We start from the raw sequence: 24,603 nt of genomic DNA, 5'->3' as shown, positions 1-24,603 counted from the left end.
GTTCACCCTGCAACTAGGCATGATTGTATTCCTATGGTGCGTATTGTACAGAGCAATTCAGTAAGGTAATACGCACCATGCACCACTTTTTACTACTGATAAAGAGAGCGAAGCCTAGTACAAATTTAGAAATATGAAACGATTACTTTTTATAGTCCTTCCATTCTGTCAATAAGTCTAATAACTTGAGTATAGTCTTCTGATCCTCTAAACTCCTGCCCTGCAAACGGCTAATTATTTCTATTAAAACAGATGTCTCTCTTTGCTTTTCAGTAGATTGTACATAACGGAACAGTTCTTCTAAGCTTATCCCCAAAGCCCTGGTAATCTTCTCTAAACTTTCAATTGTTACATTCTTTTCCCCACGTTCTAGTTGTCCAATGTACGTAGAATGCAAAGATGCAAGATAAGCAAGTTCTTCTTGGCTGAGCCCTCGCTCCTTACGAAAATTCCGTAAACGTTCCCCAATTATTTTTAGTAATTGACTCACATTACCACCTCTTAGGCTAAACGTAGTCGAGCTACTTCACCTATGAAAGAGACTATAAATATATTTTTATTTAAAATATATACTAAAAGCATTATAATAAGGTGAATTAGTAATTCACATTTAATGTCATCACTTTAGGAGGATTTAAAAAATGACAAATGAAGAAAGAAGAGCGCTTAGTAATGAAATAGCAGAGGCATATTGTAGATACAAATTTGGATACATAGATAAAAATGATGTAATTTATTATTTAATCAAGCTAAATGAAGAGAGACGCTTTAAAACGAAAAGTTTACAGGAATATATAGATCATATTCTTAATGAGCTAAAACCTTCTCTTCACTTCACAGGGGATTTTCTTGAAGATGAAGGGCCGAATATTGTTGATACATCGATTTTTAAGATAACAGCAGAACTTGATTACCCTAGACATTAATGAAAAATTTTGTTTATTACAGTTCAGGTAAATATATTAAAAGGTTATCCAAATCTTCCCTTGGATAACCTTTTAATATATTATAATTTGAGTGCTATGGAATCTAAGTTTCCTTAATATACATACGATTGTTGATTTGTATTATACGATATTGTATTAACAATTCCTGATATAACAAATGTTCTTGTATTCGTCTAAAATTCCGTCCCCCACTCTCCCCATCCATTTGTAATCTGTTTTTAATCTCTTTTTTCGTTATTACCTGCCCTCCAAATAGTTCCTCAAATATTTGTCGAACTTTTTCATACCATGGGGGTAGTTTAATAAACTCCTCTATTTTCCATTCTTCAATTGAGCTTCCATGAAAGTATTTAGTCAATAAGGTGACTAAAACTTTATCTCTACTTGGCAGATAGACCTTTACAGGATCAGAATAATCACAATTCCTTATAACTATTCGACAAATATCTTGAATTAGGGAAGTAAGCTGGTCGTTTAATCTTAATTTTTCAAGCTCTAAATTTCGAAAACGCCTAACTCCCCTAATTGTATTACAGTTTCCTTCCTCACCCTCGTCATACAATTCTATATACTTAGCAACATAAGAAGGATCTCCCTTGTGTACTACACCCGCTAAAAAAATAGTATTACAAGATACATAATCATTGGATCCTTTAACGTTTCCGAAGTGATTAACTACTACCTTTCCCGCCTCGATTTCTTCACTCAAAATACTTTCCAACTGTCCTCTACAATTCTTGTAACAGAGTACCAAAGTTTTATTTACTGTCGCTATTGTTTTGACTTCTTTAGCTAAAACTTTAAGATGTTCATCGTTACTTTGGATTTTATGCTTTCCAGATGAAATATCCGCTACATAAAAGGATAAGTTACTGTAACTTCTAACATCTAAAGGAACAGCAAGGAAGTTAACACTATTTTTCGAGCGATATTCCATGTCTATGTTTGATGTTCCATCTAGAATCAGCGTGTTATACAGTTCAAAATGAAATTCATTTGTATGGTAGATATATATTTTATCTTTACCCTGGCCTTTTTTGTACCATATTCCCCCTTTTCTAATCAAAAGTTCAACTTGTTCGATTACGCTGGCCTTTTTTCCTATGTAGTGTTTGTACCATACGGATTTACACGTAAAGCAATAATCAGGATTAATAGGATTTAAGTCTAATCGTTCCTCTTCCCTCAAAAAAATATCTTTTATTTTTTCGAGCATGCTTATCACTGAATCGACATCCTCTATTTTGTCAGACATATGTCTTATTTGATACTCCATTTCCAAGATGTCTGCTAACTCTAATGTATCAACGGACACCATAGGTGGTTTTTCATCTATTATCAATAGTTTTCTTTTTCTCTCAATCCCATTTGCGTCCACCCACCAACTATATTTCTTCAGCTTATCTTTATCCATAACTAACCTAGCATGAGACAGAATAACAATCGGATGTCCAATTTGGACTTCGTATTTTTTAGAAGTTGGGCATTTAAACCGCTCTTCACATCCACGGCAAAAGCCATATACATACTCTTTGGGATTTTTAACACAATAATCAGAAGTGAAAGCACTTTCCATTACATAGGCCGCTTGATGCTTTTCCCAATAATCTACATCAATTGACGGAGCACTTCTTTTCATATCATATGTCCCTAAAGTAGCTGCTATCTCTTTAGCTGTTTCCACTCTTTCAACAACTATAATTGCACCCGCCCTATCTAAATCATGTTCAAGCTGATAGCTAAGGAACGCTGACATCCAGGTTGTTTTACCACCTCCTGGGGGAAGTGGAATACAGAGAGGAACTGCATGGGATTCTAAAGCATGATATGACATATTCTTATGGATTTTTTCTATCTGAGGATTCATGGTAATTCCCCTCCCCTTCATTTTTTCTGTAATAAACTCGGATATTCCCTCCACCGTCTGTGTATGCTCTTCAAATGTTTCTTGAAGATGAACTGAATGGCGGGTTAGCATATCCGATATATTAATAGAAAAGTATTTTTCTTCAGATGATGCTAAAAGTTGCTCGTATAGCTCTGTAACATCGTCCCAACCCAATCGTTCAGCGACCCACCCTATGGGTTTTCCGTTTTCGATTTCGCATCCTCCGTCTGCCCTGCCTTTGGAACACTGGACAATAAGTTTATTATCTTTGTACAAGTATGCAGAAGGATGTGAGTCTCCATGTATAGGGCATTGAAGGGCGATGCGATCTCCATAATCACGATATGCCAATCCTCCCATCCCAAGCCTCTCTACGAATGCTTCAAGAATCTCTTCTACTTGTTCTGGGTAATCTATTGAATCCTGTACTGCTCTAACAACATGTTTTTTTTGACTTAAAGGAAAAGCCTCTCTCAATTGCTGTTGAGAGTACACATTTTGAGGATTAAAACTAATTAGTTCTTCTATATAAACCTTCTCTCCCCAATATTTGTAGTTGTTTACGAATGGAAGTCGAAATGCATGTGCAGGATTTATAACTGCTGCATCTGCCCTAAAGTATTCAATAAGTTGTTGTTGTATATTTTTATAATGAGCTATTGATTTTTCAATAGACTCTGATGAAGATGTATCCCAATATGCATCTATCACACGATATAATAATTTATGCCCCGCCCGTCCCCTATAAACCATTGTTGGTTGGAGGGGGGCATTTTGTATTCTTTCCCATTGTTCTTCCTTAGTTCCCCCGTTTTCGGCGTCAATATCTATATAGTGCCATTCTATGTGTGTAGTGTGCTTATCCTGAGTGTTACCATTAGGATAAAAGAACACGCCTGCCTTTTTATACTCCATTACATTTAATAATTCAGAGACCTCATATGGTAATTGCTCCATTATTAAATCAGCCCGAAGATTCCATGGTTTTGCTATCTTTTTGTCATCTTCTAAAAAAAATAAAGGGAAATGTTGTTTACCTTCCCCAAAATATTTAATGGCATCCTGTAAATTCTCCATCTTAATCTCTCTGCATTTCATGTTGTTCTCTCCTTTAATAGTAATAGTTGGAGAAAGCGGACAAACTCTTATAATTATTTATAAGAAAATGTCCTCTTTTGAGGCTGTAAAAATCGACCTCAAAAACTTCCTCCTCTAAATTCTCTATACGAAGGATGAAGAAGATAATTAAGGAGAAACGCACCAAGATTCACAAAAAAAATTTTAGGGGTAAAACATCGTTCCTCCCCGTTTCAAATGTATATTCGAATTTCCTAGGCCCTGGGGGGGGGTAACATTATTCTGAACACTACTATAGGTTCCTTATAGCAGTTATAAATTAAAATATTAGATATTTCCGCCCTGAAAAATTCATTTTGTAATGGTCCATGCTACAATAAAAAAGAGCCCATTTAAGGACCCTTCAATTTTCATTAGATATTTCAACTTTAAGTAATTCAGCTTGAAGTATAGATTGTAATAACTCCTCCATTACTTCTTGGATGGATTTCTTTCCTACAAATTCCTGTTGCATTTGTTTCACCCCCTACTTTATCTTTACGAAGAGGCGGGGGAATAATTAAGCCTTAATTTTCAGAGGGACACATCGTATAGAGCAAGTAAGATACCCAAAAGGAGGATTACTAATCTATGCGATGCGCTATATATGCAAGAGTAAGTACAAAAAGAGAGGAGCAAACACACAGTCTTAAGAATCAAATTATCTATGCTAACAGCAAGGCAAAGGACTATAGTTTTACAGTTGTAGAAACATATGTAGATAACGGTATAAGCGGGGGAACTCTCCAAAATCGCCCTGAGGTTTTACGGTTATTAGAGGATGCCAAAAAGAAAAAGTTTGATGTATTAATTGCAAAATCAGTGTCAAGATTGTCCAGGGATATGGTAGAAGGCTATCAAATTGCGGATGAACTTGAACGATTGAATATCCGACTAATCTTGCCTGAGGATAGCTATGATACAGAAACAAGTTCTAGTCGTTTTATGTTTAATCTAAAAGCCATTTTAGCGGAGGAAGAAAGCGCTAAATTATCGGAAAGGATTAAGCTTGGCTTGCAGTCGAGAGCTAAACAAGGGGCATACAAAGCTTCCTTAGTAGCGTACGGTTATAAACGTAATCCACATAATCAGAAACTAATCAAGGATGAAATATATGCTCCCATTGTAAGAAAAATTTTTAACCTATATCTGTATGAGGACTGGGGACTATACCGTATCGGCAACTATTTGATGCAGGAAAATATCCCAACCCCCCGATCTGTTTCTGGGGGAAGTAATGCAGGGAGCAGATGGCATCAATCAAGTGTACAACTTATCCTTACCAATGCTATTTATACAGGGCAATTGATACAACATAAAGAAGAGACAACTAAGTTTCATGCAAAGGATAAGGCAGGTAGAAAAAAGAATTATAAGATACGAAAAGCTGTTGCTCCTAATAAACAAATTATCATCGAGAATGCCCATCCTGCTATTATCACAATGGACGAGCACCTTGCTGTACTAGAAAAAATGAAAAAGAAGGGGCGTAACAAAAGCAATGGTCAAGAAAGCTTATTCGCTCATATTGCTATTTGTGCCGATTGTAAAAGCGGTATGACATATCGCAAAGACAGAAGAAAAGGTGCTTATGTATGTTGTGGATATGTGAAGCACACAAAAGCCTATTGTTCTTCCCATATCATTGAAGCAGAAAACCTTCTACAAGCCGTTAGGAATGATTTTAAGCAACTTGTTAGTAACAATGTCAAAGTAGAAAAGCTATATGAAATAGCGGCTAAACAAGCTAATTCTCAGAAGCCTAGCTATATCCAAGAACTCAAGGCTGTTAAGGGAGAACTAGAAGGCCTGAGCAATAAATTCCAGAGTCTCCTCCACCTTTATACAGATAGCATCGTTACAAAAGAACAGTTTCGGTTGGAAAACGAGAAGATTCAGACTCAACAAGAAAGATTGAATAAGAGAAAACTGGAGCTTGAATCCATACTCGAAAAAGAAAAAGACACGGAACAACAATTCCGTGCCTTTCAGAAGCTGGTTGACCGTTTTACTCAACTGGACATCAATGATGAACAAGTGTTAAGGCAAATGCTTCAACAGCTTATCAATAAAATTGAAGTTCATGAAGACGGTTCACTTAAAATCTATTACAATATCACCCGCCCACTATCGGCAGGGGTATAAACATAAGAGGCATTTACTGGTTTGTCTCTTTTAATTTAAGTAACACTGTACACTCCACATGTGTCGTCTAAGGAAACATAAATACCATCTATCGGTTATATTTAGTAAATGTCAAGTGAGTTCAAAATATTTTTCAATTGAATAAGCTCTTCTTTATTTAATGTGACGCCCTTCCCTATCTTTTTGTATTCCTGATCCCAATTCCTTATGTCAAACTTAGCTTCACGGTTATTCCAACTAATTAAATTTAATTCTTTTTTCCAGCCTTTTAAACTTTCTGACTGTGAACGACCAAGGTAAAATGGACACTTATTAAAGTGATGTTATACGGGTTACAGTTCATTACGCCAGGTCATAGTAATATAAAAGTTGGTCTTCAAACGCTTGTGTATACAATAGGCAGAACCGAAGCGATGGAGCCAGAGAAAAACGTTTAATTGTAATCTCATGTTCATCTTTCATCGTTTTACGCAAGCGCCCTAAAAATACATCCGCCTTTCCTCTTTTTAATTTATCATAAAAATCAAGATACATACATTGATACAACATTTCGAATATACAATGCGCCCCTTTCGTAGCCATCAAAAACAAAGCGCGAATTTCTATATCTGTGAGCCGGACAGGTTCTCCTTTTATATAATAAGCACTACGAACTTGGTCAAAAAAGAAATCATAGTTTGTTGGCCCATGTGCATGCAGGAAACCCATTTCTCTTCTTTGAGTTAACGTCAACCTACAATGCTCTTCAGAAGTAAAAGCAATGCTCATAGCCATCAAGTTAAGAAATTCCTTTCCCAAAAAATGATGAAAATCCATTGCTCTTTTGATGGATAAGGGTATAAAGAACAGATTTTCTCTGCTCAATGGTTATCGAATGACATTAACTTGATAGGCGTGGAGTCTACCCTATTGGGATACATACTCCAAAGATGGAATTTTTATTTACTCAGATGTACTTCTCTATTCCGTACTCCCCCTCATTTGTACCATCTCACTGCCCATCCCACTCCAGAGAGTGTCTGACAAATGCCTTCATTGCATTTGAATGATTTGATCGGTTGTTAATTGCAAGAGCTGTTGTATGCCTAATTATTGTCTCTAGTCGTATCAGGGCAATATTGGCTTGGACAAAATACTGAGCCTCTCGTGATGTTACTAAAGAAACTCCCAATCCTTCGGAAACTAATCCAACGATGATATCAATCTGTCTGCTTTCATAGGTAATTCTGGGTGTGAACCCTGCTTCTTTACAGGCATCGACACAAATTTGGTACAAGAAACTAGCTCGATTCATTGAGATAAAGTTTTCATTTGCTGCTTCAAATAGACTAATACGGCGTTTCTTGGCAAGTGGATGTAATTTAGGGCTAATTAAAACCAATTCATCCTCAATCATAGGATAAGTTGTTAATGAATTTAAAGCATTTGTGTTAATAGGAAGAGCAATAAAAGCCATATCCAATTTTGATTTCTTAACAAGATCAATCAATTCATTTGTCATCTTCTCTTTGATTTCTAACTGAATCTCAGGATATTTTTTTTGAAAGGACGCAAAAAGTGAAATAAGTCCCCTGCTACTATAAACGGGAATGGTACCCACTGAAAGATTTCCACGTTCAACAGATGTGAATTTCTTCATTGCTGACATCATATTTTCATATTCGGCAATAATTCGGCTGGCATATTCCGAAAATTCTTGACCAGCAGCCGTTAGTCTTACGTTTCGCGTCGTGCGATCAAATAATTGTACCCCACCTAATTCTTTTTCTAGCTTTATTAAATATTTTGATAGCGAAGACTGTGAGATGGATACTTCATAAGATGCATTTGTTAAATGCTGATGTTTGACAATAGCCATCACATATTTTAATTGTTCAAAATTCATAAGGTGCCCCCCTTCTGATTTATTCTAAATGGGAATAAATCGTATAACTTTTGGAATTGTTCCTACTATTTATATAATATAATATAAATTCAGAAAACTAAAACGGTTTGCATTTCTGTCTTAATTTTACCTGAAATATTCATAATCCGATTTAAAAAACTAACAAATTTATGAATGTTTCAACTTTTATTTGTAAACCCTTTCAATATTTATTTTTAAGGAGGTTTTATTTTAGGAGGTAAAGAGACAATTGAAAGCAATAGATATAGCTGATAATAACATTTAAATTATTTAAGGGAGGTTATTATGCCATTATTAATTGTAGCTATTGGGGTTATCCTATTAATTATTTTAATTACGGGTTTCAAATTAAACGCATTTGTTTCATTAATCATTGTATCGTTCATCGTAGCTTTAGCACTAGGTATGCCTCTGGAGAGTGTTGTCACTTCAGTTGAAAAAGGATTAGGAGGAACACTCGGTCATATAGCTTTAATATTGGGACTTGGTGCAATGCTTGGTAGATTAATTGCAGATGCAGGAGGCGCTCACCGTATTTCAATAACCTTAATTAACAAGTTTGGAGAAAAAAGAATTCAATGGGCTGTTATAACTGCTTCGTTTATTGTAGGTATCGCATTATTTTATGATGTCGCATTTGTGTTAATCATTCCAATTGTATATACAATGGCAAAAGAATTAAAAATTTCTATTGCAACTTTAGGTCTTTCCATGAGTGCAGCTTTAGTAGTTACACATAGTTTCTTACCTCCACATCCAGGTCCAACAATGATCGCTGGAGAATATGGTGCAGAAATGGCCATGGTTTTACTATATGGTATTATTGTCGGAATACCAACGGTTATTATAGCAGGTATTTGGTATCCTAATGTTGCTAAAAAAATAATACCGAGTGCATTTACTAGAACAGGTAATATTGATTCTTTAGGTGAACAAAAAACATTTAAACTCGAAGATACCCCCGGCTTTGGTATCAGTGTTTTAACAGCAATGTTTCCTGTTTTATTAATGTCAATAACCGCAATTATTGATATTGTTCAAAAATCAGTAGGTTTCGAAGATAATATGTTTATTAAAATTATTCGTTTTATCGGGAACCCTTCGACAGCAATGTTGATATCTTTATTTCTGGCAATCTATACAATGGGATTGGCAAGAAAGATTCCAGTAAAATCATTGATGGACTCTTGTTCTTTATCAATTAACGCGATTGGCATGTTGATTTTAATTACAGGGGGGGTGGCGCTTTCAAACAAGTAATTATTGATGGTGGCGTGGGTGAGTATATAGCCAAAATATTTGAAGGATCTTCTATATCGCCTATTTTACTTGCATGGATCGTCGCAGCAATATTACGAATCTGCTTAGGATCAGGGACCGTTGCTGCTATATCAACTGCAGGGTTAGTTATTCCTATGCTAGGTAATTCCCCCAATGTGAATTTAGCCTTAGTCACACTCGCAACTGGATGTGGGACTGCCTTTGCTTCACATGTTAATGATCCCGGATTTTGGATGGTCAAAGAGTATTTTGGGTTGAGCTTGAAAGAAACATTTGCGACATATACCGTACTTTCTTCTATTGCTTCTGTAGTAGGAATCATACTTATTCTATTATTAGATGTATCCTTGCTTATCTCAGTAACATTAATGATTCTATCTATTATAGTAGCAATCGCTCTCATCATGTTTGCTGAATTTAAGGATAAAAAGAAACACTTTGACAATGTAGGGGTATAAATTTTCATGATGTGATGAAGCGTCTTTTATGACGGGACAGATTGTTATTGTAAACGGTGGTACTGGAGTCATATAATGAAAAAACTAAAGAAGAAACCGCCTTCATCAATGAGAGCAGTCCAAAAGTACACTTTTTTAAAAATGAAAATGGGTTAAAGAAAAACGAGCCTCTAGAATCGCTTCTAAGGCTCGTTTAACGTATAGGGAGACCTTATAGATAGCGGCTGATTGAAAGCACCTTGGGACGGGTGGGTAAACAAGATGGGAATGGTCGTGTTTGTGTCCGCTATTCTCCTAAGGATTACACAGCAAATCTAGTAATGAGTACTATAGAACAGGGGAAAGTAGAAATTTAAGATATTGTTTATCCCAATTTAGGAAAGAAAAGTCCTTTTATTCCGCTATCTGCTTTTTTATATGTTTTTTACAACAAAAAATGGTGTTGCAAAACGTATAATCTCTGAATAATGGGCAATAGAAAAATCACCTGTTTGGAAAGAATGATGAGTACCCAACAAACCATTCAACCAACGAGGTGGATACTCTCATGATGTCCAATTTTTCAAGAGAACATGCTGCTTTTACAATAAATGATATAGTTTTACGTTACGTTTTAGCTTATATCGACTTTATAACGATCCCTGAAACGATTTATATTACAGGAAGACCAGGCTTTCCACGAAAAGTCATGTTGAAGTGCTTTATTATCCAAACACATTTCGGTATTGCTTCCTTGCGGAAGCTGGTGAAATTTCTTAAGCATTATCCCTATTGGTGCTGGGTAGCAGGACTTTCCCATGTTCCTCATCTGTCTACTTTTTCTCGCGCGGCTGCCTGGTGGAGAACCGAAGGTTTCTCTTTCCTTCACGCTCAAGTGCTGAAACATATTGCTGATAAGAAACCCAAAATCGTTCTTATTGACAGTACAGCATTACGAAGCAGTTTATATGACGAGCAGACAAAGTGGGGAAAATCTACACGCTATAAATGGTATAAGGGATATAAGCTTCATCTAGCTACCACGCCCAGTGGAGTTATTTTAGCTCATGAACTCACAACAGCGAATGTATAGGATAGCGATGCTGTGCCATTTTTACTCAAGAAGTTAACTGATTTTGAGATTGGTTTTGCCCTTGGCGATAAGGCTTATGACAGTAAGAAGGTTCGCGAACAATCAAGGAAACATAAACTTGTTTTCCTTTCCCCTATAAATCGGAGAAAAGGTGGGAAACGAAAAGATGCATATGGTCGTGTCCTGTCCGTTTTCCTAAAAACGACCTTCGGTCGCGCCCTGTTTGCCTATCGTTCAAAAATTGAGCAGACCTTCTCCTGCCTAAAGAATAAGCCAGGGCTTGAGCAGCCTCGATGGTACGGTAAAAACCGCTATCATTTTCATTGCCAGCTATGTGTTCTTATTCATAACATTGGGTTTTTATTTTAGTTTTGCAACACCATCAACAAAAGTAAGGTAACCCGCAGATAGCAGTCCAATTCTCCCCATAATAATCACTACACTATCAGCTTTTGCAGTTATCAAATGAATAAACATTGATATACCAAACCCTTCTTCAGCTCTTTATTGTCTATCTCTTATTGTATGTGTGAAACCACTTACAAAGTTCTTGACTTATGATATCATATTACTAATATTCGATTTTTTTCGGCAAAATTACTATAGTCATATAAAAAAGACATCGTAGGGAGTTTTGTAATGGATGGTGAACAACTTTTAACCTTTATGACTGTTTTTGAATTAAATAATTATTCGCGCGCTGCAGACCATTTGAATTTAACGCAGCCGGCTGTCACAGCAAGAATTCAAAAATTAGAAACTGAATTAGGATGTAAATTATTTTACCGGGATGGGAAAAAAATACTCTTAACGGAGGAAGGAACATCCTTACTTCCCTATGCACGAAAAATACTCAGTTATATGAATGAAGCAAAACAAACGATTGAACTTTTGAAAACTCCAACCTTAGCCATTGGATTATCACCTGCTATCTCTGTTTCTATTGTCTTAGAAGTTTTATCATTGCTACGAGATAAAGGTGAACTTTGGTTTGACATAGTGGAAGCAGAGGATTCTGTCGAAGTTTCTAAAATGATCGAAGAAGGATTAATCGATATAGGACTGGTTAGAGATGTTATCCCCTTCACCAATCTAGAATCTAAATATATTTATCATGAAAAGCTTGTTTTTATTGTTGGAAAAGACCTTCCATTAGCCACAAAAGTTGAAATTAAGAAAGACGATTTAATTAATCAAACGATGATTTGCTATCGAAGGGAAACCGCTTATGGCGAAATATCGATGAAAAATTAGTGGGAATAAAAAATCTAAACCGCATTGAAGTTGGTGGATTTGAAATGGTCTTATCTATGATTAAAAAGAACTGGGGTTTTAGCGTCGTACCCGAACCATTCTAGCCAATAACACGATTAAACTGAATAAAGATTTCTGTATTGTTCCCTTTGTTGATTTTGAAGATCTCACTTATAATGTTGCAGGAATTTATAAAAAGGAATCTCCAAAACTAGAAAAACTTCTTCTGTTTTTATATTTATTTGAATCTATTTTAAAGAATTTGAAAATTCATTGACTATATAAAAGACTAAGCAGTAGAAAACAAAGAACATTCCTTGCTACGGATGAATAGCAAAAAAGAATGTTCTTTGTTTCTTTTTACACTTTCTTACTTAATTCCTTCCTTTAGAAAACTTGACTTATTTAACCCCAGAAACTTCACAGCATTTTCTCCAAGCATCTGTTTCCTTTCCTCATCTGAAACCTTGTCCAACTCTTCGACTATTTTTCCTGCCGGAGCTTCACGCAGCAGGAACGGATAGTCTGTACCCATGATTATCTTATCTGTACCGAATTTTTCAAGCATAAATTGTAGATTGTGTGGATCGTAAACAAGCGTATCATAATAAAGTTTCTTAGCATAATAACTTGGCGGCTGTTCCGTTGTACGAATATGTGGCCATACTTCCCAAGCTTGATCGATTCTGGGTAACAAATAGGGCAGGGATCCCCCGCCATGGGCAAAACAAATTTTCAAATTCGGGTATTTATCAAGAATGCCGCTGAAAATTAAACTACCTGCCGCAAGGGCTGTCTCTGACGGCATTCCAATCGAATACATAAAGTTATGGTTTGGCATTCTTTCCTGACCAACAGTCGCCCATGGATGAACAAAAACAGGTACATCCATTTTTGCCGCTGCTTCTAAGAACTTTTGAATTTCCGGATTATCAAGGGTTTGCCCGTTTACATTGCTGCCGATTTCAATCCCTTTCAATCCTAATTCTTTAACCGCCCTTTCCATTTCGGCAATCGCTAAATCCGCATCCTGTAACGGAACGGTCCCCAATCCGACAAAACGATCAGGATATTCCTTCACAACAGAAGCGATAAAATCATTTTGAACTTTTGATAGCTCTAAGCAGGCTTCCGAATCTGACCAGTACGTAAACGTAACTGGAATGGGGGATAGAACTTGAACGTCTACTCCTTCTTGATCCATTTCTGCGATTCGCTTTTTCGGATCCCAGGCGTTGTCCTCGATTTTTCGGAATGACTTACCATCCTTGTAGATTTCAGCTCCACAACTACAAGTATGCTTTAAAATTGGAAAACGATTATCACCATATTTTGCTGCCAGATTAGGGAAATCTTCAGGAATAATATGTGTATGAAAGTCTACACGAAACTTCTTTTCTTTCGTCAAAATTTTCACCCCTCAAAGGTTATTTATTGTAATGGATTAGTTTAATGATTACTTAATCGACATATCATAATCAACAATCAGTTTTCCGTATTTACCAAAGTCAGGTTCAGGAGTCCCTCCCCATTCGTCAAGCGTTTCTTTGCTGGGTTCTAAGCGGCGTGGTTCTCTTGCATCTTCTTCCGGAAATTGCTCCATTCCATGGCTGTACTCGATCGATAGGCCGTCTGGGTCAGCAAAATATAAGAATATACTTCCAGATGGGTGGTGTCTTCCTGGTCCAAATAAAATCGGAACATGATCCTCCTTTAATTTCACTAGTTGCTTCCCAACATCATCCACTGAGACTACGTTATATGCTAAATGATTCATTTTATTTTCTGTACCCTTCGTTATCCCAATGGAATGATGCAGCGGGTTAGGAAATGCTCTTAACCAGGCCCAGCCGACCTGTCTACCTGAGAAATCCGATACCGCGAAACCCAATTTATTCACAAAAAAATCAAATAATTCATCAAATTTATTGGTTTCAAATACGACATGTCCCAATCTTTCAATCTGGGTATTTACAGGAGTATAAGGGGTTCCAAGCTGCATCATTTCAATATACATTTCGTAGGTTACACCTAATACCGGATCCTTAAATCGCAATGTTCTTCCTTGTGCCAAGCTTTGCGTTTCTTTTACACTCAATTCTACGGGATTTAAGTCTTTCTCCGCTAAGTGTTTGAAAGCAATATCAAATTGTTTAGCAGATTCAAGTTCAAAAGCAACTCTTTTTAAACCGGCTTCCTCGCTTTGTTCAAGAATCAAATTGTGATGATCCCTGCTGCATCTAAGATATGCAGTTTCATTTGCTTGTTCAACTAAATTCATTCCGGCTATTTTTTCGTAAAATTCAACCGATTTGTTGAGATCCGTTACATTCAGGACAACATACCCTAATTTCTTATAGCGTATCACTCGATGACCTCCCAGTAGTTTTACATCCATAAAATCATTTCAACCATTGGAAATGGGCTAATCACCCATTTCATTTAGCTTATAAAATAATGCTTATTTTTCCATGCGGACGAAGACTATCTAGTTTAAGAATGACCTTTTTTTCTTGTATTTTTAATTCATCGTTTTCTTTCACGAATGTGTATTCTAAAACACCAACATAACAGTCGAGCCTTTCCCGCTTTGTACGATAAGTTGCAAAATTACATTTCACCTTTACTGCATCCTCTTCTTTATGAACAATTCTTACGTTACTCACATTGTGAAGAATTGTTGAGTGTGGATATTCAACATGAGCCTCTTTTTTCAATAATCTTAACGCCCTTTGTTCTAAGCGTTCACGATCATCATGAACTAAAAACAGCGATGTAGTAAAATCCGCATCAGGATTTCCGATTGGCGGGATAATATAAGTTCCCCTGCTGGAAAATAACGCTGCCCACTCTTTTAATCTAAACTCATCAAGAAGTTCCGCCTCATGGTATAAAAAGTCCTCAATCTCCTGACGTGTTATTTTCATACTTTAACCCTCCCTGCATCTATCTTTTTGGCCTCCGCATCCATAATCCGAACATTCCATTCACGCCAAAATGCCCGCATTTGCGCTTCATCTGTCGCTTGAGGTATCGCTCTATTCATACCTTTTGAAATATCATTCCATTCTACTTCTTTATTATTTGCAAAACCTTCTTGACATAGTTCAAGAGCTTCATTATCATCTGGAGTTGCAAAGCCGCCTGGTCCCAAGAACTCTAAGTAGCTGTCATTCCGAACTTGTTTAAAGTTTTCAGTTTCATTTTTAGGTGCTAAAGCATACGCAGATACCTCAATATAACCAGGTTCAATAGGGTAAAATGTTCGAATGGCAATCGCCATAATATCATTAATAACTAAGTTAGGGAAAATCAAGATATTCCGATTCTTTTTAGAAATTCGATGTGCTCTTTCTTCACCAAATCTTTCTACTAATCGAGCATTGATTTTTTCGATGATTTCTTTGGCTTCTTCTCCGTAACCTTCAATCCATTTTCCGATTGGTCTTGGCCAAGGAGCGTAATATTCCATAACGGCGTGACCATTACCTAAATCATGGGCTTCACCTACAAGACTACCTTTTTCCATTATTCCACCACGTGTAGCGACAATATCAAAATAAGTTTTATGGGTCGGTACTCCATGGTATAAGTCAAAACTATTTTCACATAATAATTTCCAATTCGCACGTACACTGTATTCCTGTGAATCTTGCAAAACTTCCATTCCCACTTCAGTTTGGTCTGCAACTAAATCAAGATATTCTTTTGCATTTCCTAAGTAATCTTCTAAAGAAATGGCATTGTCATCGAAATTAACAAATATAAAACCGCGATAACTTTCCAATCGTTTTACTGCCATCATATTTTTAGAACCATCACAATTATGGTCTTCCAGAAATCCTTCTTTATCAGGTAGTCCAACGAGTTCACCTTGATTATTAAAGCTCCAAGCATGGTAAAAGCAGCGGAATACCTTGGCATTTCCTTTTCCTTCACGGCAAACTAAAGCCCCGCGGTGTGGACAGCTATTATAGAAAGCTCTTATAACTCCATCACTGCTGTGAGTAAATAAAAGGTTACGTCCACCTACTTTTCTTCTATGAATCACCGACATTGGGTACTTCTGATTCATGCCCGATATACAACCAGCATTTGCTAAAGATTTCTTCACGTTCTAAATCTAAAATTTGCGGATCAATAAAGGCCTTACGATTAACTTTAAACAAACACTTCTGTTGATCTTCTTGAACATATTTGTTCATTGATTTTCCTCCTGGATTATTTTTATATTCGTTCACTGACCCATCCGTGGAGTCTCCCGTGAAACTTGTTCTCATGCTTATTGTCAATTGCCAATTCTTTTGCATCAATTATGAATCTATAAAATTTTAAATATTTTAAATCTCTAGTTTACAAATTATTTTTAAATAAACAATTAAAATAGTCTAATAAAAGTTTTTTACTAATATGTAGATTAGCAAAAAATTTTTTTTGTTTATTGACCCCCTATTCATAATTTACTAAAATGGTGTTTATCTAAATAAATAAAACGCTTACACATCGGTTTTTTCCATTTCCTTCTTGGTTATCATCGTATCACCGGTTCATCCCCAAGTCTAATAACGATATTTTTTATATTTTGAATATTTATAAAAAATATTTTATCCATTAAATTTGACTTCCAACAAAAAATGAGGAGGATAGTGTATGAATTATGATCAGCTTCATGCCTTTTATTACGTTTCTAAATTCATGAATTTCACCAAAACCAGTGAATTTCTAAACTTGACTCAACCAGCCATAACTGCCCGCATACGAAATTTGGAGATGGAACTCTCCTGTCAATTATTTAAAAAGCAAGGAAAACAATTATCTTTAACCCAGGAAGGAAAATTGCTGCTGGACTATGCAGAAAAAATTATATTCTATTCCGATGGAGCTAAAGAGGCCATTCAATCTGCAAACCAAACCAAGCTAACCATCGGTTTTTCCCCCAGTTTTTCCTATGATATTATTTGCAAAACGGTCAAAGACTTTAAAATCAAGCATGATATCGAACTTCAAATCCTTGAAGGATATGACTCCATCGCCCTAGCCGAGCAAGTCAAAAACCAGAAACTGGATGTCGCTTTCATTCGAATGGCGGTATCCAATCCGAATCTGACACTGGATTACTTATACAAAGACAAAATGGTTGTTTTTGTGTCCCAAGAGCATCCGCTCGCCTCAAGGACATCTGTAACCAAACAGGATCTAGAAGGACATACCATGGTACATTACGCCAGAAACACCGGACTCTGGAAAAGGTTTGAAGAATCATTACTGGGAGTCAAGAATTTAAAACATCTGGAAGTGAAAAATATGGAAATGCTTAAGAAATTTGTAAAAGAAGGTTTTGGGTTCAGCATGCTCGGCTATTTTGGACTGATGGAGGAAGTCGGAAAAGGAGATCTGAAGGCATTGGAATATGCCCCTCTTAATGGTATCCCGCGAGATATCATGTCCGTATACCTGACTGGATCTTCTCGTACAGAATGGATTAAAGAATTTGTTGCCACTTGCGAAAACCAGATAAAAAAGCTTGCTTAAGCAAAAGGAAAAAGGCCAGAGTCCTAACAAATGTTAGGGACCTGGCTTGATTTGATTAATTCAAATCGGTTATGGATAAATTGCTTTTTCCCGGTTCGGTTGAAAAGCTTTATCCGGCGCCTGCTCGAATATATACTCGAAATAGCGCACCGCAGAAACGGATAGCAAATGATGGATATTCTAAAACAGTTCCCTGGCTTTGATTCTGTTCCAATCAGCGGGGAGCAAATCCAGCGGCAGTCTTGGATCCTCATAGAGGAGCTTGCAGTAATCATAGACTAATTGAGTCCGTTCCATAAAGCACACCTCATCACTAAGTTTCCAAGCCTTTTCTTTCAAAATTTCATGTGTGTCCTTCCTATTGTTCAATAAATGAATCGTATCCCCTACTCTCATCCAAATCCCATCTTTTTTTGACTACCTCAGAATGATGGTGGGAGACAACAGAGCTTGAGCTTAAAAGCATTGTATACTCGTCCAGCACATAGGTCTGGATTATCTCCATGATCCGCTCTTCCAAAGGATTTGGACTGACCCAGGTACTGCTCAAAATGGGGCCAAAACCGACCCAAGTCAATTCCTTGCGGATCTGATTCCGTAAATCACGCTTCTCTTCCGGTATGGAATAGGTCATAATTCGCCATAATCCATCCCATTTCCGATGGTTCATCATGTACGCTCTTTTAACCCCGTCCATTGCTCTTTTTTTCTCAGAAGGAGTTAAAGAATAATAGCTTTTATTCCCAACCTTCCTTCCCTGCAAGAAATTCTACTGAACCATGCGAAGGGTGGCTCCTCTTATGGATGTTTCGGAAAACCTGAATTTTGACATCAATGAATGAGGCTTCCCATCCAAATTTCTCCGCCATAATACTTTATATAGTCACCATAAAGTGTAAGCATCAATGATCTTGGTTCATTCCTTCACCCTCAGTTGCAGAGTATTTTGTATATAAATATAGCTTAGAAGAACCTCCTATGGTTTTCAAGTAAATAGATAGATGTGTTTCCCTCCCGCAAAAAAAGCAATACCGGCAATGTTTACACACCGATATTGCTTCATTGTTTTACTATGAAATCCTATTCGTTACGCTGGAAGTCCTTCCTCTCCAGCAGCAACGACAAAACTAAGCCTCCGATAAGTCCCCAAAACGGAGCACCGATATGGAGTAGGTTGAAACCGGAAATCGTAATCAGGAAAGAAAATAACGCCCCCATTTTAAAACGTGCCGAAAAGCTCATTTGAAAACTGCTCAGGAGAACGCCAAGCATGGCCAGCCCACCCAGCAATTTAATCAAGGATGCAGGTATGATTTGTGTAATCGATGCGGCTAATGGCGCGAAAATGCCGAACAGGAGACACAAGAAGCCCAATACCATCCCGGAGGCGTAGCGCCCCTCCACCGGTCCTGTATCTTTGCCGGCAACGATCGCCGTCATCGGTCCGGCAATGCAAGCCGAATGGGCTCCCAAAAAACCGTTGACAATGGAGCCGATCCCGCTCCAATTGGTCATGGCATCCACTGGAGGCTTGTACCCCATGCTTTGCAAAACGCCTATACCCTGCGCATTTTGAATTGCAATGACAGTCAAGGCAAGAGGAAGAACCAATTCACCGATGGCTGCAGCATTGAATTCAGGTACAAAGAATTGGGGACTTGCCAAGGAAAAGGTGAGGCGAGAAAGGTCTGCCAAATCCATTATTACAAGCAGAATAGCGGCTGCTGCAATTGCTCCCAATACAGGGGGGACTCTTTTGGCGATTTTCGGAAAAGATGAGATTACAAGAAATGCCGCAAACGTACTCCCATTCAACACAGGGCTTTCTAGTACTGATGTAAAGATATCGGTTCCAAAAGGAAGCAGGACACCCGATACCATTCCCATCATAATGGGCATGGGCAAAATATTCATGATTCGGCCCACAACACCGGTAACCCCTAAAATTAAGATAAACAGTCCTGTTACTATGTAAGCACCAATGACCTCATTGAAGTTATGCTGGGCAAGTGTGGTTCCGACAAGCACAGCTCCAGGAATGGAAAAAGCAACAGCGATCGGTTGCCTATAGTAAGCCGAAAGAAGAATGGAGAGAAGACCTCCTACAAAATAGATGGAAAAAATCCAGGAAGAAACTTCAATGGTACCCAAATGGCCCTTCGCGGCAGATTGCAGTACAATCAGCAATGGGCCTGTCGCCCCAAACAACCAGGCGATGATCCCATTGGAAATACTAGAGATATTTAGATATTGAATGGACTGAAGAAAATTGGCCTTCCAGCTTCTATCCGTCCTTTCAGGGTATTCAGTCCTTTCTTGCTTCGCGTAAGTATCCACTTTATATATTCCTCCATTTCCTAAAAAATCTTTAAGAGTTTTCTGCCAAGTTTTAATTTTCTATCCGTTAATATAACATTTTTCTCTACTTAGTCACTCCAAATTATTTTTATGCAATTGTTTGTTATTCCAAAAATAATGTAATTTGATTAAATAGTTTAACTATTCTATATTTTTTTATATGGATGGCAGAAAAAATAATAAAATAGTTTTTTAGGTTCAAAACAAAACATAGAGGGGGGAAATGATAGATGCACGTAAGTGTGATTTTTTATATCTACTTTTGTTGACAAATTAAAGTTCAAACGATTGTGTAAATTATGTAGTATCGTTTTCTCTCTTTATTGTCATTGGAAACAAGGTTAATAGATAAATTTACAGGAGGATTTTATGCGAAATATTAATGTCAATCAATTGCTTGATGGAGCAAAATTTAATCGCTTTCATAGGCTTGTCTTATTCTGGTGTGCCTTTGTTATTATCTTTGACGGTTTTGACTTGGTTGTATATGGTTCGGTTGTACCCGTGCTTATGAAAGAATGGGCGCTTACTCCAATGCAGGCGGGAACGTTAGGAAGTTATGCTCTCTTTGGAATGATGTTTGGAGCACTTATTTTCGGTCCGTTAGCGGATAAGATGGGGCGAAAAAATGTTATCTTGATTTGTGTTACGCTTTTCAGCCTCTTCACGGCCTTAATCGGGTTTGCCAAAACTCCTGTTGAGTTCGGCATCTATCGTTTTTTGGCCGGCTTGGGATTAGGAGGTGTTATGCCTAATGTCGTAGCCCTTATGACAGAGTATTCCCCGAAATCACTGAAGAACACATTAGTGTCTATCATGTTTAGCGGCTATTCTATCGGAGGATTGCTTTCGGCAGGATTAGGCATCGTCATAATCCCCTTATTGGGCTGGGAATCTGTTTTCTTTGTAGGTGCATTGCCCTTCCTGGCACTGCCTTTGATGTATAAATACCTGCCGGATTCCATTGGATTTCTTCTGGCAAGAAACAACCATAAAGAGGTGGGTAAAATTTTGTCCAGAATCGATCCTACCTATTTTCCTGAGAAAGATGATCAATTTGAAATGATACTCCCCCAAAAAGCTGGGATCCCTATCGCTCAATTATTTACAAACGGTCGTGCCTTGAGTACTATTATGTTTTGGATCACATTCTTCATGTGCCTATTGATGGTCTATGGATTAAATACCTGGTTGCCTAAATTAATGGCGCAAGCGGGTTACGGACTGGGTTCAAGCTTGATGTTCCTCTTGGTATTGAATTTCGGTGCGATTTTTGGAGCTATTTTTGGAGGATGGGCTTCTGATCGCTGGAACGGAAAAGGAGTCTTGATGTCATTTTTTATAGTGGCCGCTCTGTCCTTAACTTTACTCGGCTTTAAAGCGAATCTGTTTGTTTTATATTTCCTTGTTGCCATCGCTGGAGCCACCACGATCGGAACACAAATTATTGCTTATTCCTTTGTTTCTCAGTATTATCCATTGGAAATGCGCTCGACCGGGATTGGTTGGGCCTCAGGCATAGGCCGACTGGGTGCAGTAGCTGGTCCTATCCTGGGCGGTTTCCTCCTTACCATGAATTTTCCATTACAACAAAACTTCCTTGCGTTTGCTATCCCAGGTATTATAGCTGCATTTTCCATTGGATTCGTGCAGATAGGAAAACATTCTAAACAGGTTGTCGAAGTTTATTCTGAAATGGAAGTCATAGCAAAATAAGGTCAGAAAAAAACCGCAAATCTCAAATATAGTCTGAGATTTGCGGTTTAATATATTGCATCGTTGGACTCAACCCTGTATTTTAATTGCTGGTCCACTTAAAATCAGGACAAGCAATTTCTATCCTTTCACCTCTTTCTATCAATTAATACAGTAGAAACTACAAAACCTCTTCTGTTTCCGTTTTCAAAAAAAGAGATTGTGAAGAACAGGTTTTACCTGATTTCTCTGACAGGATTTTTATAAGTAATTTTTATGTCTATCATCTTGGGTGATTGAATAGAATGATGACCTAAAGAAACAGCGCAGTAAGTGCATTTACATTCATACCCTGACAAGAAAACATAGGGCGGGCTCAATTAGCAGAAAAGTGAATATTAATTCTGTACAAAATGAACAATGTGTTCTCCTTGGAGTGAAGAATTTGTATAGTGAAACACAAAATTATCAAAAGGTTCCCATACCGGGTGGCAGGGTTTCGTTCTCCATTCAAAAAGCCCTTATCTCTAGAGAAAGGCTATCTTAAAACATAAAAAAACAGGGCCAAATGAAGATAATAAAGGGGTATATTACCAGCATATTACCAGCAAAACGCGGAAAACACACCTAAGATAGTTTTTGAAAACAGGAAGCCAAAGAATATTATCCTAATCAAAACATAGCTATATAACCTTTTAATTCATCATTGGTACGAAGGATTGAGATAAATTCCTCTACATATTCAGAAGATAAGACAATATCAAATACTCTTATCTATGGATAGAGTTAATTAACATTTTGTTTGAGAAAATACATTTCTTACTTCAGTAAGAAACGAGAACAAAAGCAGAAAGTTTCACGGTACATTTTCCCACTAAATTCTAAATGATTTCTCATGATAGCAAATATTCTTTTAAAGCTGTTTCGTTTAAAACTTGAATATGCCGATAGGCCAGTGAAATCCACCCGCGTTCTTCTAATCTTTTTAATTCTTTTGTTGTAGTCACTCTGGCAATCCCAATCAATTCAGCTAATTCTTGATGTGTGTAATCAATGGAATAACTTACATCTGATTCTTTATTTTTAAAATAAGTTCCGAGCTGGACTAATAAATGCGCTACTTTTTTATCAGCTGACAAGAAAGCCATACTATAAACTTGAATGGAAAAAAGACGAATGGTTTGGGACATTAAGTCCAACAGTTCGGCAATTAAGTTGGGATGCTGTGTTAAGTAAGGAAGCAAACTATTTAAATCAACCGAAAGCAGTTCTACATCGGTAATCGCGCTTGCGGATGTTACTCTTGGAGTGTGGCTGAAATAGGACGCATCCCCGAATATTTTACCAGCTCCTAGTATTTTCAAGGTTAGTTCATTCCCATTGATGGAGGTAAAAAACAGACGCACCCGCCCTGATTTAAGCAAATAAAAAGTATTAGCCTCATCATCTTGTAAATAGATGATTTCACTTTTTCGGTAACGTTGTTGAGTTCCGATTTTTTCGATTGCACTATAGAAACTTGATTCTGTCGGTAAAGATTTCAGGATATTTACTTGATTCAAATTCCCCATCTCCTTATTTAAATTGTAACCTAGATTACAATCTTTTTGGAAGGAAAATGCTACTATTAAGAAAATTTTTGATAAGAGACAGGGTGTTACCTTTTTATGAAACACCAAGTCCAGTGGTGAAAAATAGATAATAGGAAATGGGGTATTAAAATGAAGAATATGACAGTACTTGGAGCAGGTATTATGGGGCATGGTGTCGCTCAATTATTTGCCCAAGCAGGAAAGAATGTACGTATTCAAGCTAGACGAGAGGAATCACTGGATAAAGCAAGAGAACTCATTACTAACAGCTTGAAGATCATGGTTGAAAAGAAATTCTGGCTGAAAACGATATGGAGCAGACTTTAGCTCGTATCACATATACAACAAATCTACATGAAGCACTAGAGGGTGCTGATTTCGTTCTTGAATCGATTCCAGAAGTTCTTGAGCTAAAATTGGAAACTTATGAGATCATTGAGAGTGTTGTCTCTGACAAAACCATTATTTCGTCTAATACTTCTACTTTTCCGTTAAAAGAATTAACTCAAAGAGCAAAGAATCCTGAAAGATTTATTATTACTCACTTTTTTAACCCACCACAACTTGTGCCGCTAGTGGAAATCGTTAAAGTTGATAACACAGATGAAAAAGTAATCAAACTTACTTATGACTTAATGAAAGAAATGGGGAGATCACCAGTATTACTACAAAAAGAAGTTCCCGGCTTTATCGTTAACCGAATTCAAGTAGCTATGCTTCGTGAAGCATTTCATTTAATGGAAATTGGAGTGGCTACTGCAGAAGATATCGATACAGTTATGAAAGGAAGCATGGGCTTTAAATGGGCTTTCTGCGGACCGATGGAAAGTCAAGATTTAGCAGGCCTGCAAACAACTAAATATATGGTTGAGAATTTATTGCCTGAACTTTCAGACAAAAAAGAGCCCCCTGCCTTTTTAACAAAAATGGTAGAGGATAATCAGCTCGGCATTCGAACTGGAAAAGGATTCTACACTTATGAAGGTAACCAAGCAGCGGAAAAAATCCGTAAACGAGATGACGATTTTCTTGAACTCCTAAAATTGCAGAACAGAGAAAAGAAAACTATGTTACCGACCCAATAAGAAATATTTAAAGCTCTGATAGCTCGTATTTGAAAAATATCCACGATTTATCACAGCTTTTTTAACATTTCTTAATTCCTCTTTTTATATAAATTTGGTTTAACCATTCATCCTACTTATAATTAATCAAATATGTAATACTACTCCTAAGAAATAAAGTTTGAAGAAGTTGGGTCTACACCAAAACATGTTCTTAACAAAACCTAACCTGTAATTTGTTCCTCATTGCACTCCAACAAAATCCTTTGTTTGTAACCCTTCAGATTTCGCGTGA

The 24,603-nt window shown here is 37.1% G+C and carries 21 protein-coding genes and 3 pseudogenes; 9 read left to right on the top strand and 15 right to left on the bottom strand.

Going from position 1 to position 24,603, the window contains the following annotated elements; translation table 11 throughout:
* Window positions 1-142 precede the first annotated feature (142 nt).
* Window positions 143-490: a helix-turn-helix domain-containing protein gene (locus MBEAL2_RS25505; RefSeq protein ID WP_047155039.1), complete on the bottom strand. Its 348-nt coding sequence runs from the start codon at window positions 488-490 to the stop codon at window positions 143-145.
* Between the two features lie 151 nt (window positions 491-641).
* On the opposite strand from MBEAL2_RS25505, the gene MBEAL2_RS25500 reads away from it, so the two are divergent.
* A complete protein-coding gene (locus MBEAL2_RS25500) occupies window positions 642-926 on the top strand; it encodes a hypothetical protein (protein ID WP_047155038.1) in 285 nt (94 codons plus the stop codon).
* A gap of 103 nt (window positions 927-1,029) precedes the next feature.
* Here MBEAL2_RS25500 and MBEAL2_RS25495 read toward each other — a convergent pair whose 3' ends face one another.
* Window positions 1,030-3,933, bottom strand: a complete 2,904-nt coding sequence (locus MBEAL2_RS25495) for a hypothetical protein (RefSeq protein WP_047155037.1) — start codon at window positions 3,931-3,933, stop codon at window positions 1,030-1,032.
* Window positions 3,934-4,542: 609 nt separating this feature from the next.
* Here MBEAL2_RS25495 and MBEAL2_RS25490 point away from each other — a divergent pair.
* Window positions 4,543-6,096: a recombinase family protein gene (locus tag MBEAL2_RS25490; protein ID WP_047155036.1), complete on the top strand. Its 1,554-nt coding sequence runs from the start codon at window positions 4,543-4,545 to the stop codon at window positions 6,094-6,096.
* A gap of 101 nt (window positions 6,097-6,197) precedes the next feature.
* Here MBEAL2_RS25490 and MBEAL2_RS30700 read toward each other — a convergent pair.
* The 3 genes and pseudogenes from MBEAL2_RS30700 to MBEAL2_RS25480 form a co-directional block, all read right to left on the bottom strand.
* Window positions 6,198-6,377 (bottom strand): annotated as a pseudogene (locus tag MBEAL2_RS30700) (YdbC family protein); the annotation flags it as partial.
* 61 nt (window positions 6,378-6,438) lie between these two features.
* Window positions 6,439-6,870 carry a hypothetical protein gene (locus MBEAL2_RS25485; protein WP_152667925.1) on the bottom strand — a complete coding sequence of 144 codons (432 nt, stop codon included), beginning with the start codon at window positions 6,868-6,870 and terminating at the stop codon, window positions 6,439-6,441.
* A 217-nt stretch (window positions 6,871-7,087) separates the two neighbouring features.
* Window positions 7,088-7,981, bottom strand: coding sequence for a LysR family transcriptional regulator (locus MBEAL2_RS25480; RefSeq protein WP_047155034.1), 894 nt, complete (start codon window positions 7,979-7,981; stop codon window positions 7,088-7,090).
* A gap of 306 nt (window positions 7,982-8,287) precedes the next feature.
* On the opposite strand from MBEAL2_RS25480, the pseudogene MBEAL2_RS25475 reads away from it, so the two are divergent.
* The 3 genes and pseudogenes from MBEAL2_RS25475 (at window position 8,288) to MBEAL2_RS25465 (ending at window position 12,067) form a co-directional block, all read left to right on the top strand.
* Window positions 8,288-9,741: pseudogene (locus MBEAL2_RS25475) on the top strand (gluconate:H+ symporter).
* Between the two features lie 547 nt (window positions 9,742-10,288).
* A pseudogene (locus tag MBEAL2_RS25470) lies at window positions 10,289-11,182 on the top strand (transposase).
* Between the two features lie 270 nt (window positions 11,183-11,452).
* The gene (locus MBEAL2_RS25465) at window positions 11,453-12,067 is read left to right on the top strand and encodes a LysR family transcriptional regulator (RefSeq protein ID WP_052948017.1); all 615 of its coding nucleotides are present in this window, start codon (window positions 11,453-11,455) and stop codon (window positions 12,065-12,067) included.
* Between the two features lie 370 nt (window positions 12,068-12,437).
* On the opposite strand, the gene MBEAL2_RS25460 is transcribed toward MBEAL2_RS25465, so the two are convergent.
* The 5 genes from MBEAL2_RS25460 to MBEAL2_RS33310 all read right to left on the bottom strand — a co-directional run bounded on the left by MBEAL2_RS25460 (window position 12,438) and on the right by MBEAL2_RS33310 (window position 16,272).
* Window positions 12,438-13,475, bottom strand: coding sequence for an amidohydrolase family protein (locus MBEAL2_RS25460; RefSeq protein WP_047155033.1), 1,038 nt, complete (start codon window positions 13,473-13,475; stop codon window positions 12,438-12,440).
* Between the two features lie 48 nt (window positions 13,476-13,523).
* Complete coding sequence (locus tag MBEAL2_RS25455; protein ID WP_047155032.1) at window positions 13,524-14,435, bottom strand: VOC family protein; 912 nt, start codon at window positions 14,433-14,435, stop codon at window positions 13,524-13,526.
* Window positions 14,436-14,514: 79 nt separating this feature from the next.
* Entirely contained in the window at window positions 14,515-14,994 is a 480-nt protein-coding gene (locus tag MBEAL2_RS25450) for an aromatic-ring-hydroxylating dioxygenase subunit beta (protein ID WP_047155031.1), read from the bottom strand.
* A complete protein-coding gene (locus MBEAL2_RS25445; RefSeq protein ID WP_236693018.1) occupies window positions 14,991-16,124 on the bottom strand; it encodes an aromatic ring-hydroxylating dioxygenase subunit alpha in 1,134 nt (377 codons plus the stop codon). The genes MBEAL2_RS25450 and MBEAL2_RS25445 overlap by 4 nt, the downstream gene beginning before the upstream one ends.
* Window positions 16,108-16,272, bottom strand: a complete 165-nt coding sequence (locus MBEAL2_RS33310; protein WP_236693017.1) for a hypothetical protein — start codon at window positions 16,270-16,272, stop codon at window positions 16,108-16,110. Before MBEAL2_RS33310 ends, MBEAL2_RS25445 begins: the two co-directional genes overlap by 17 nt.
* A gap of 445 nt (window positions 16,273-16,717) precedes the next feature.
* On the opposite strand from MBEAL2_RS33310, the gene MBEAL2_RS25440 reads away from it, so the two are divergent.
* The gene (locus MBEAL2_RS25440; RefSeq protein WP_047155030.1) at window positions 16,718-17,599 is read left to right on the top strand and encodes a LysR family transcriptional regulator; all 882 of its coding nucleotides are present in this window, start codon (window positions 16,718-16,720) and stop codon (window positions 17,597-17,599) included.
* A 180-nt stretch (window positions 17,600-17,779) separates the two neighbouring features.
* Here the strand turns inward: MBEAL2_RS25440 and MBEAL2_RS34145 are convergent, their stop codons facing one another.
* The 4 genes from MBEAL2_RS34145 to MBEAL2_RS25430 all read right to left on the bottom strand — a co-directional run bounded on the left by MBEAL2_RS34145 (window position 17,780) and on the right by MBEAL2_RS25430 (window position 19,936).
* A complete protein-coding gene (locus MBEAL2_RS34145; RefSeq protein ID WP_369405533.1) occupies window positions 17,780-17,896 on the bottom strand; it encodes a PaaX family transcriptional regulator C-terminal domain-containing protein in 117 nt (38 codons plus the stop codon).
* Between the two features lie 61 nt (window positions 17,897-17,957).
* Entirely contained in the window at window positions 17,958-18,296 is a 339-nt protein-coding gene (locus tag MBEAL2_RS34140; protein ID WP_369405532.1) for a hypothetical protein, read from the bottom strand.
* 134 nt (window positions 18,297-18,430) lie between these two features.
* On the bottom strand, window positions 18,431-18,502 hold the full coding sequence (locus MBEAL2_RS34135; protein ID WP_369405534.1) for a hypothetical protein: 72 nt from the start codon (window positions 18,500-18,502) through the stop codon (window positions 18,431-18,433).
* A 177-nt stretch (window positions 18,503-18,679) separates the two neighbouring features.
* Entirely contained in the window at window positions 18,680-19,936 is a 1,257-nt protein-coding gene (locus MBEAL2_RS25430) for a benzoate/H(+) symporter BenE family transporter (protein ID WP_052948016.1), read from the bottom strand.
* A gap of 390 nt (window positions 19,937-20,326) precedes the next feature.
* Here MBEAL2_RS25430 and MBEAL2_RS25425 point away from each other — a divergent pair, with 390 nt between their 5' ends.
* A complete protein-coding gene (locus MBEAL2_RS25425) occupies window positions 20,327-21,673 on the top strand; it encodes an MFS transporter (RefSeq protein ID WP_047155029.1) in 1,347 nt (448 codons plus the stop codon).
* A gap of 872 nt (window positions 21,674-22,545) precedes the next feature.
* On the opposite strand, the gene MBEAL2_RS25420 is transcribed toward MBEAL2_RS25425, so the two are convergent.
* The gene (locus MBEAL2_RS25420; protein WP_161798295.1) at window positions 22,546-23,214 is read right to left on the bottom strand and encodes a Crp/Fnr family transcriptional regulator; all 669 of its coding nucleotides are present in this window, start codon (window positions 23,212-23,214) and stop codon (window positions 22,546-22,548) included.
* A 159-nt stretch (window positions 23,215-23,373) separates the two neighbouring features.
* On the opposite strand from MBEAL2_RS25420, the gene MBEAL2_RS33775 reads away from it, so the two are divergent.
* Both MBEAL2_RS33775 and MBEAL2_RS33770 read left to right on the top strand, forming a co-directional pair.
* Entirely contained in the window at window positions 23,374-23,571 is a 198-nt protein-coding gene (locus MBEAL2_RS33775; RefSeq protein ID WP_052948015.1) for a 3-hydroxyacyl-CoA dehydrogenase NAD-binding domain-containing protein, read from the top strand.
* Window positions 23,556-24,329 carry a 3-hydroxyacyl-CoA dehydrogenase family protein gene (locus MBEAL2_RS33770; RefSeq protein WP_052948014.1) on the top strand — a complete coding sequence of 258 codons (774 nt, stop codon included), beginning with the start codon at window positions 23,556-23,558 and terminating at the stop codon, window positions 24,327-24,329. Before MBEAL2_RS33775 ends, MBEAL2_RS33770 begins: the two co-directional genes overlap by 16 nt.
* Window positions 24,330-24,603 lie beyond the last annotated feature (274 nt).

This window comes from Aneurinibacillus tyrosinisolvens (genome assembly GCF_001015055.1).
Classification (GTDB): domain Bacteria; phylum Bacillota; class Bacilli; order Aneurinibacillales; family Aneurinibacillaceae; genus Aneurinibacillus_A; species Aneurinibacillus_A tyrosinisolvens.
Note: the sequence above shows the minus strand (reverse complement) of the source record. Positions and strands in the feature narration are given on the sequence as shown.

Excerpts from the sequence above, each read along its gene's own strand:
- MBEAL2_RS25500 (WP_047155038.1), top strand. The coding sequence starts at position 642 with ATGACAAATGAAGAAAGAAGAGCGCTTAGTAATGAAATAGCAGAGGCA.
- MBEAL2_RS25495 (WP_047155037.1), bottom strand. The coding sequence starts at position 3,933 with ATGAAATGCAGAGAGATTAAGATGGAGAATTTACAGGATGCCATTAAA.
- MBEAL2_RS25490 (WP_047155036.1), top strand. The coding sequence starts at position 4,543 with ATGCGATGCGCTATATATGCAAGAGTAAGTACAAAAAGAGAGGAGCAA.
- MBEAL2_RS25485 (WP_152667925.1), bottom strand. The coding sequence starts at position 6,870 with ATGGCTATGAGCATTGCTTTTACTTCTGAAGAGCATTGTAGGTTGACG.
- MBEAL2_RS25480 (WP_047155034.1), bottom strand. The coding sequence starts at position 7,981 with ATGAATTTTGAACAATTAAAATATGTGATGGCTATTGTCAAACATCAG.
- MBEAL2_RS25465 (WP_052948017.1), top strand. The coding sequence starts at position 11,453 with ATGGATGGTGAACAACTTTTAACCTTTATGACTGTTTTTGAATTAAAT.
- MBEAL2_RS25450 (WP_047155031.1), bottom strand. The coding sequence starts at position 14,994 with ATGAAAATAACACGTCAGGAGATTGAGGACTTTTTATACCATGAGGCG.
- MBEAL2_RS25445 (WP_236693018.1), bottom strand. The coding sequence starts at position 16,124 with ATGTCGGTGATTCATAGAAGAAAAGTAGGTGGACGTAACCTTTTATTT.
- MBEAL2_RS33310 (WP_236693017.1), bottom strand. The coding sequence starts at position 16,272 with ATGAACAAATATGTTCAAGAAGATCAACAGAAGTGTTTGTTTAAAGTT.
- MBEAL2_RS25440 (WP_047155030.1), top strand. The coding sequence starts at position 16,718 with ATGAATTATGATCAGCTTCATGCCTTTTATTACGTTTCTAAATTCATG.
- MBEAL2_RS34145 (WP_369405533.1), bottom strand. The coding sequence starts at position 17,896 with ATGGAACGGACTCAATTAGTCTATGATTACTGCAAGCTCCTCTATGAG.
- MBEAL2_RS34140 (WP_369405532.1), bottom strand. The coding sequence starts at position 18,296 with ATGGACGGGGTTAAAAGAGCGTACATGATGAACCATCGGAAATGGGAT.
- MBEAL2_RS25425 (WP_047155029.1), top strand. The coding sequence starts at position 20,327 with ATGCGAAATATTAATGTCAATCAATTGCTTGATGGAGCAAAATTTAAT.
- MBEAL2_RS33775 (WP_052948015.1), top strand. The coding sequence starts at position 23,374 with ATGAAGAATATGACAGTACTTGGAGCAGGTATTATGGGGCATGGTGTC.
- MBEAL2_RS33770 (WP_052948014.1), top strand. The coding sequence starts at position 23,556 with ATGGAGCAGACTTTAGCTCGTATCACATATACAACAAATCTACATGAA.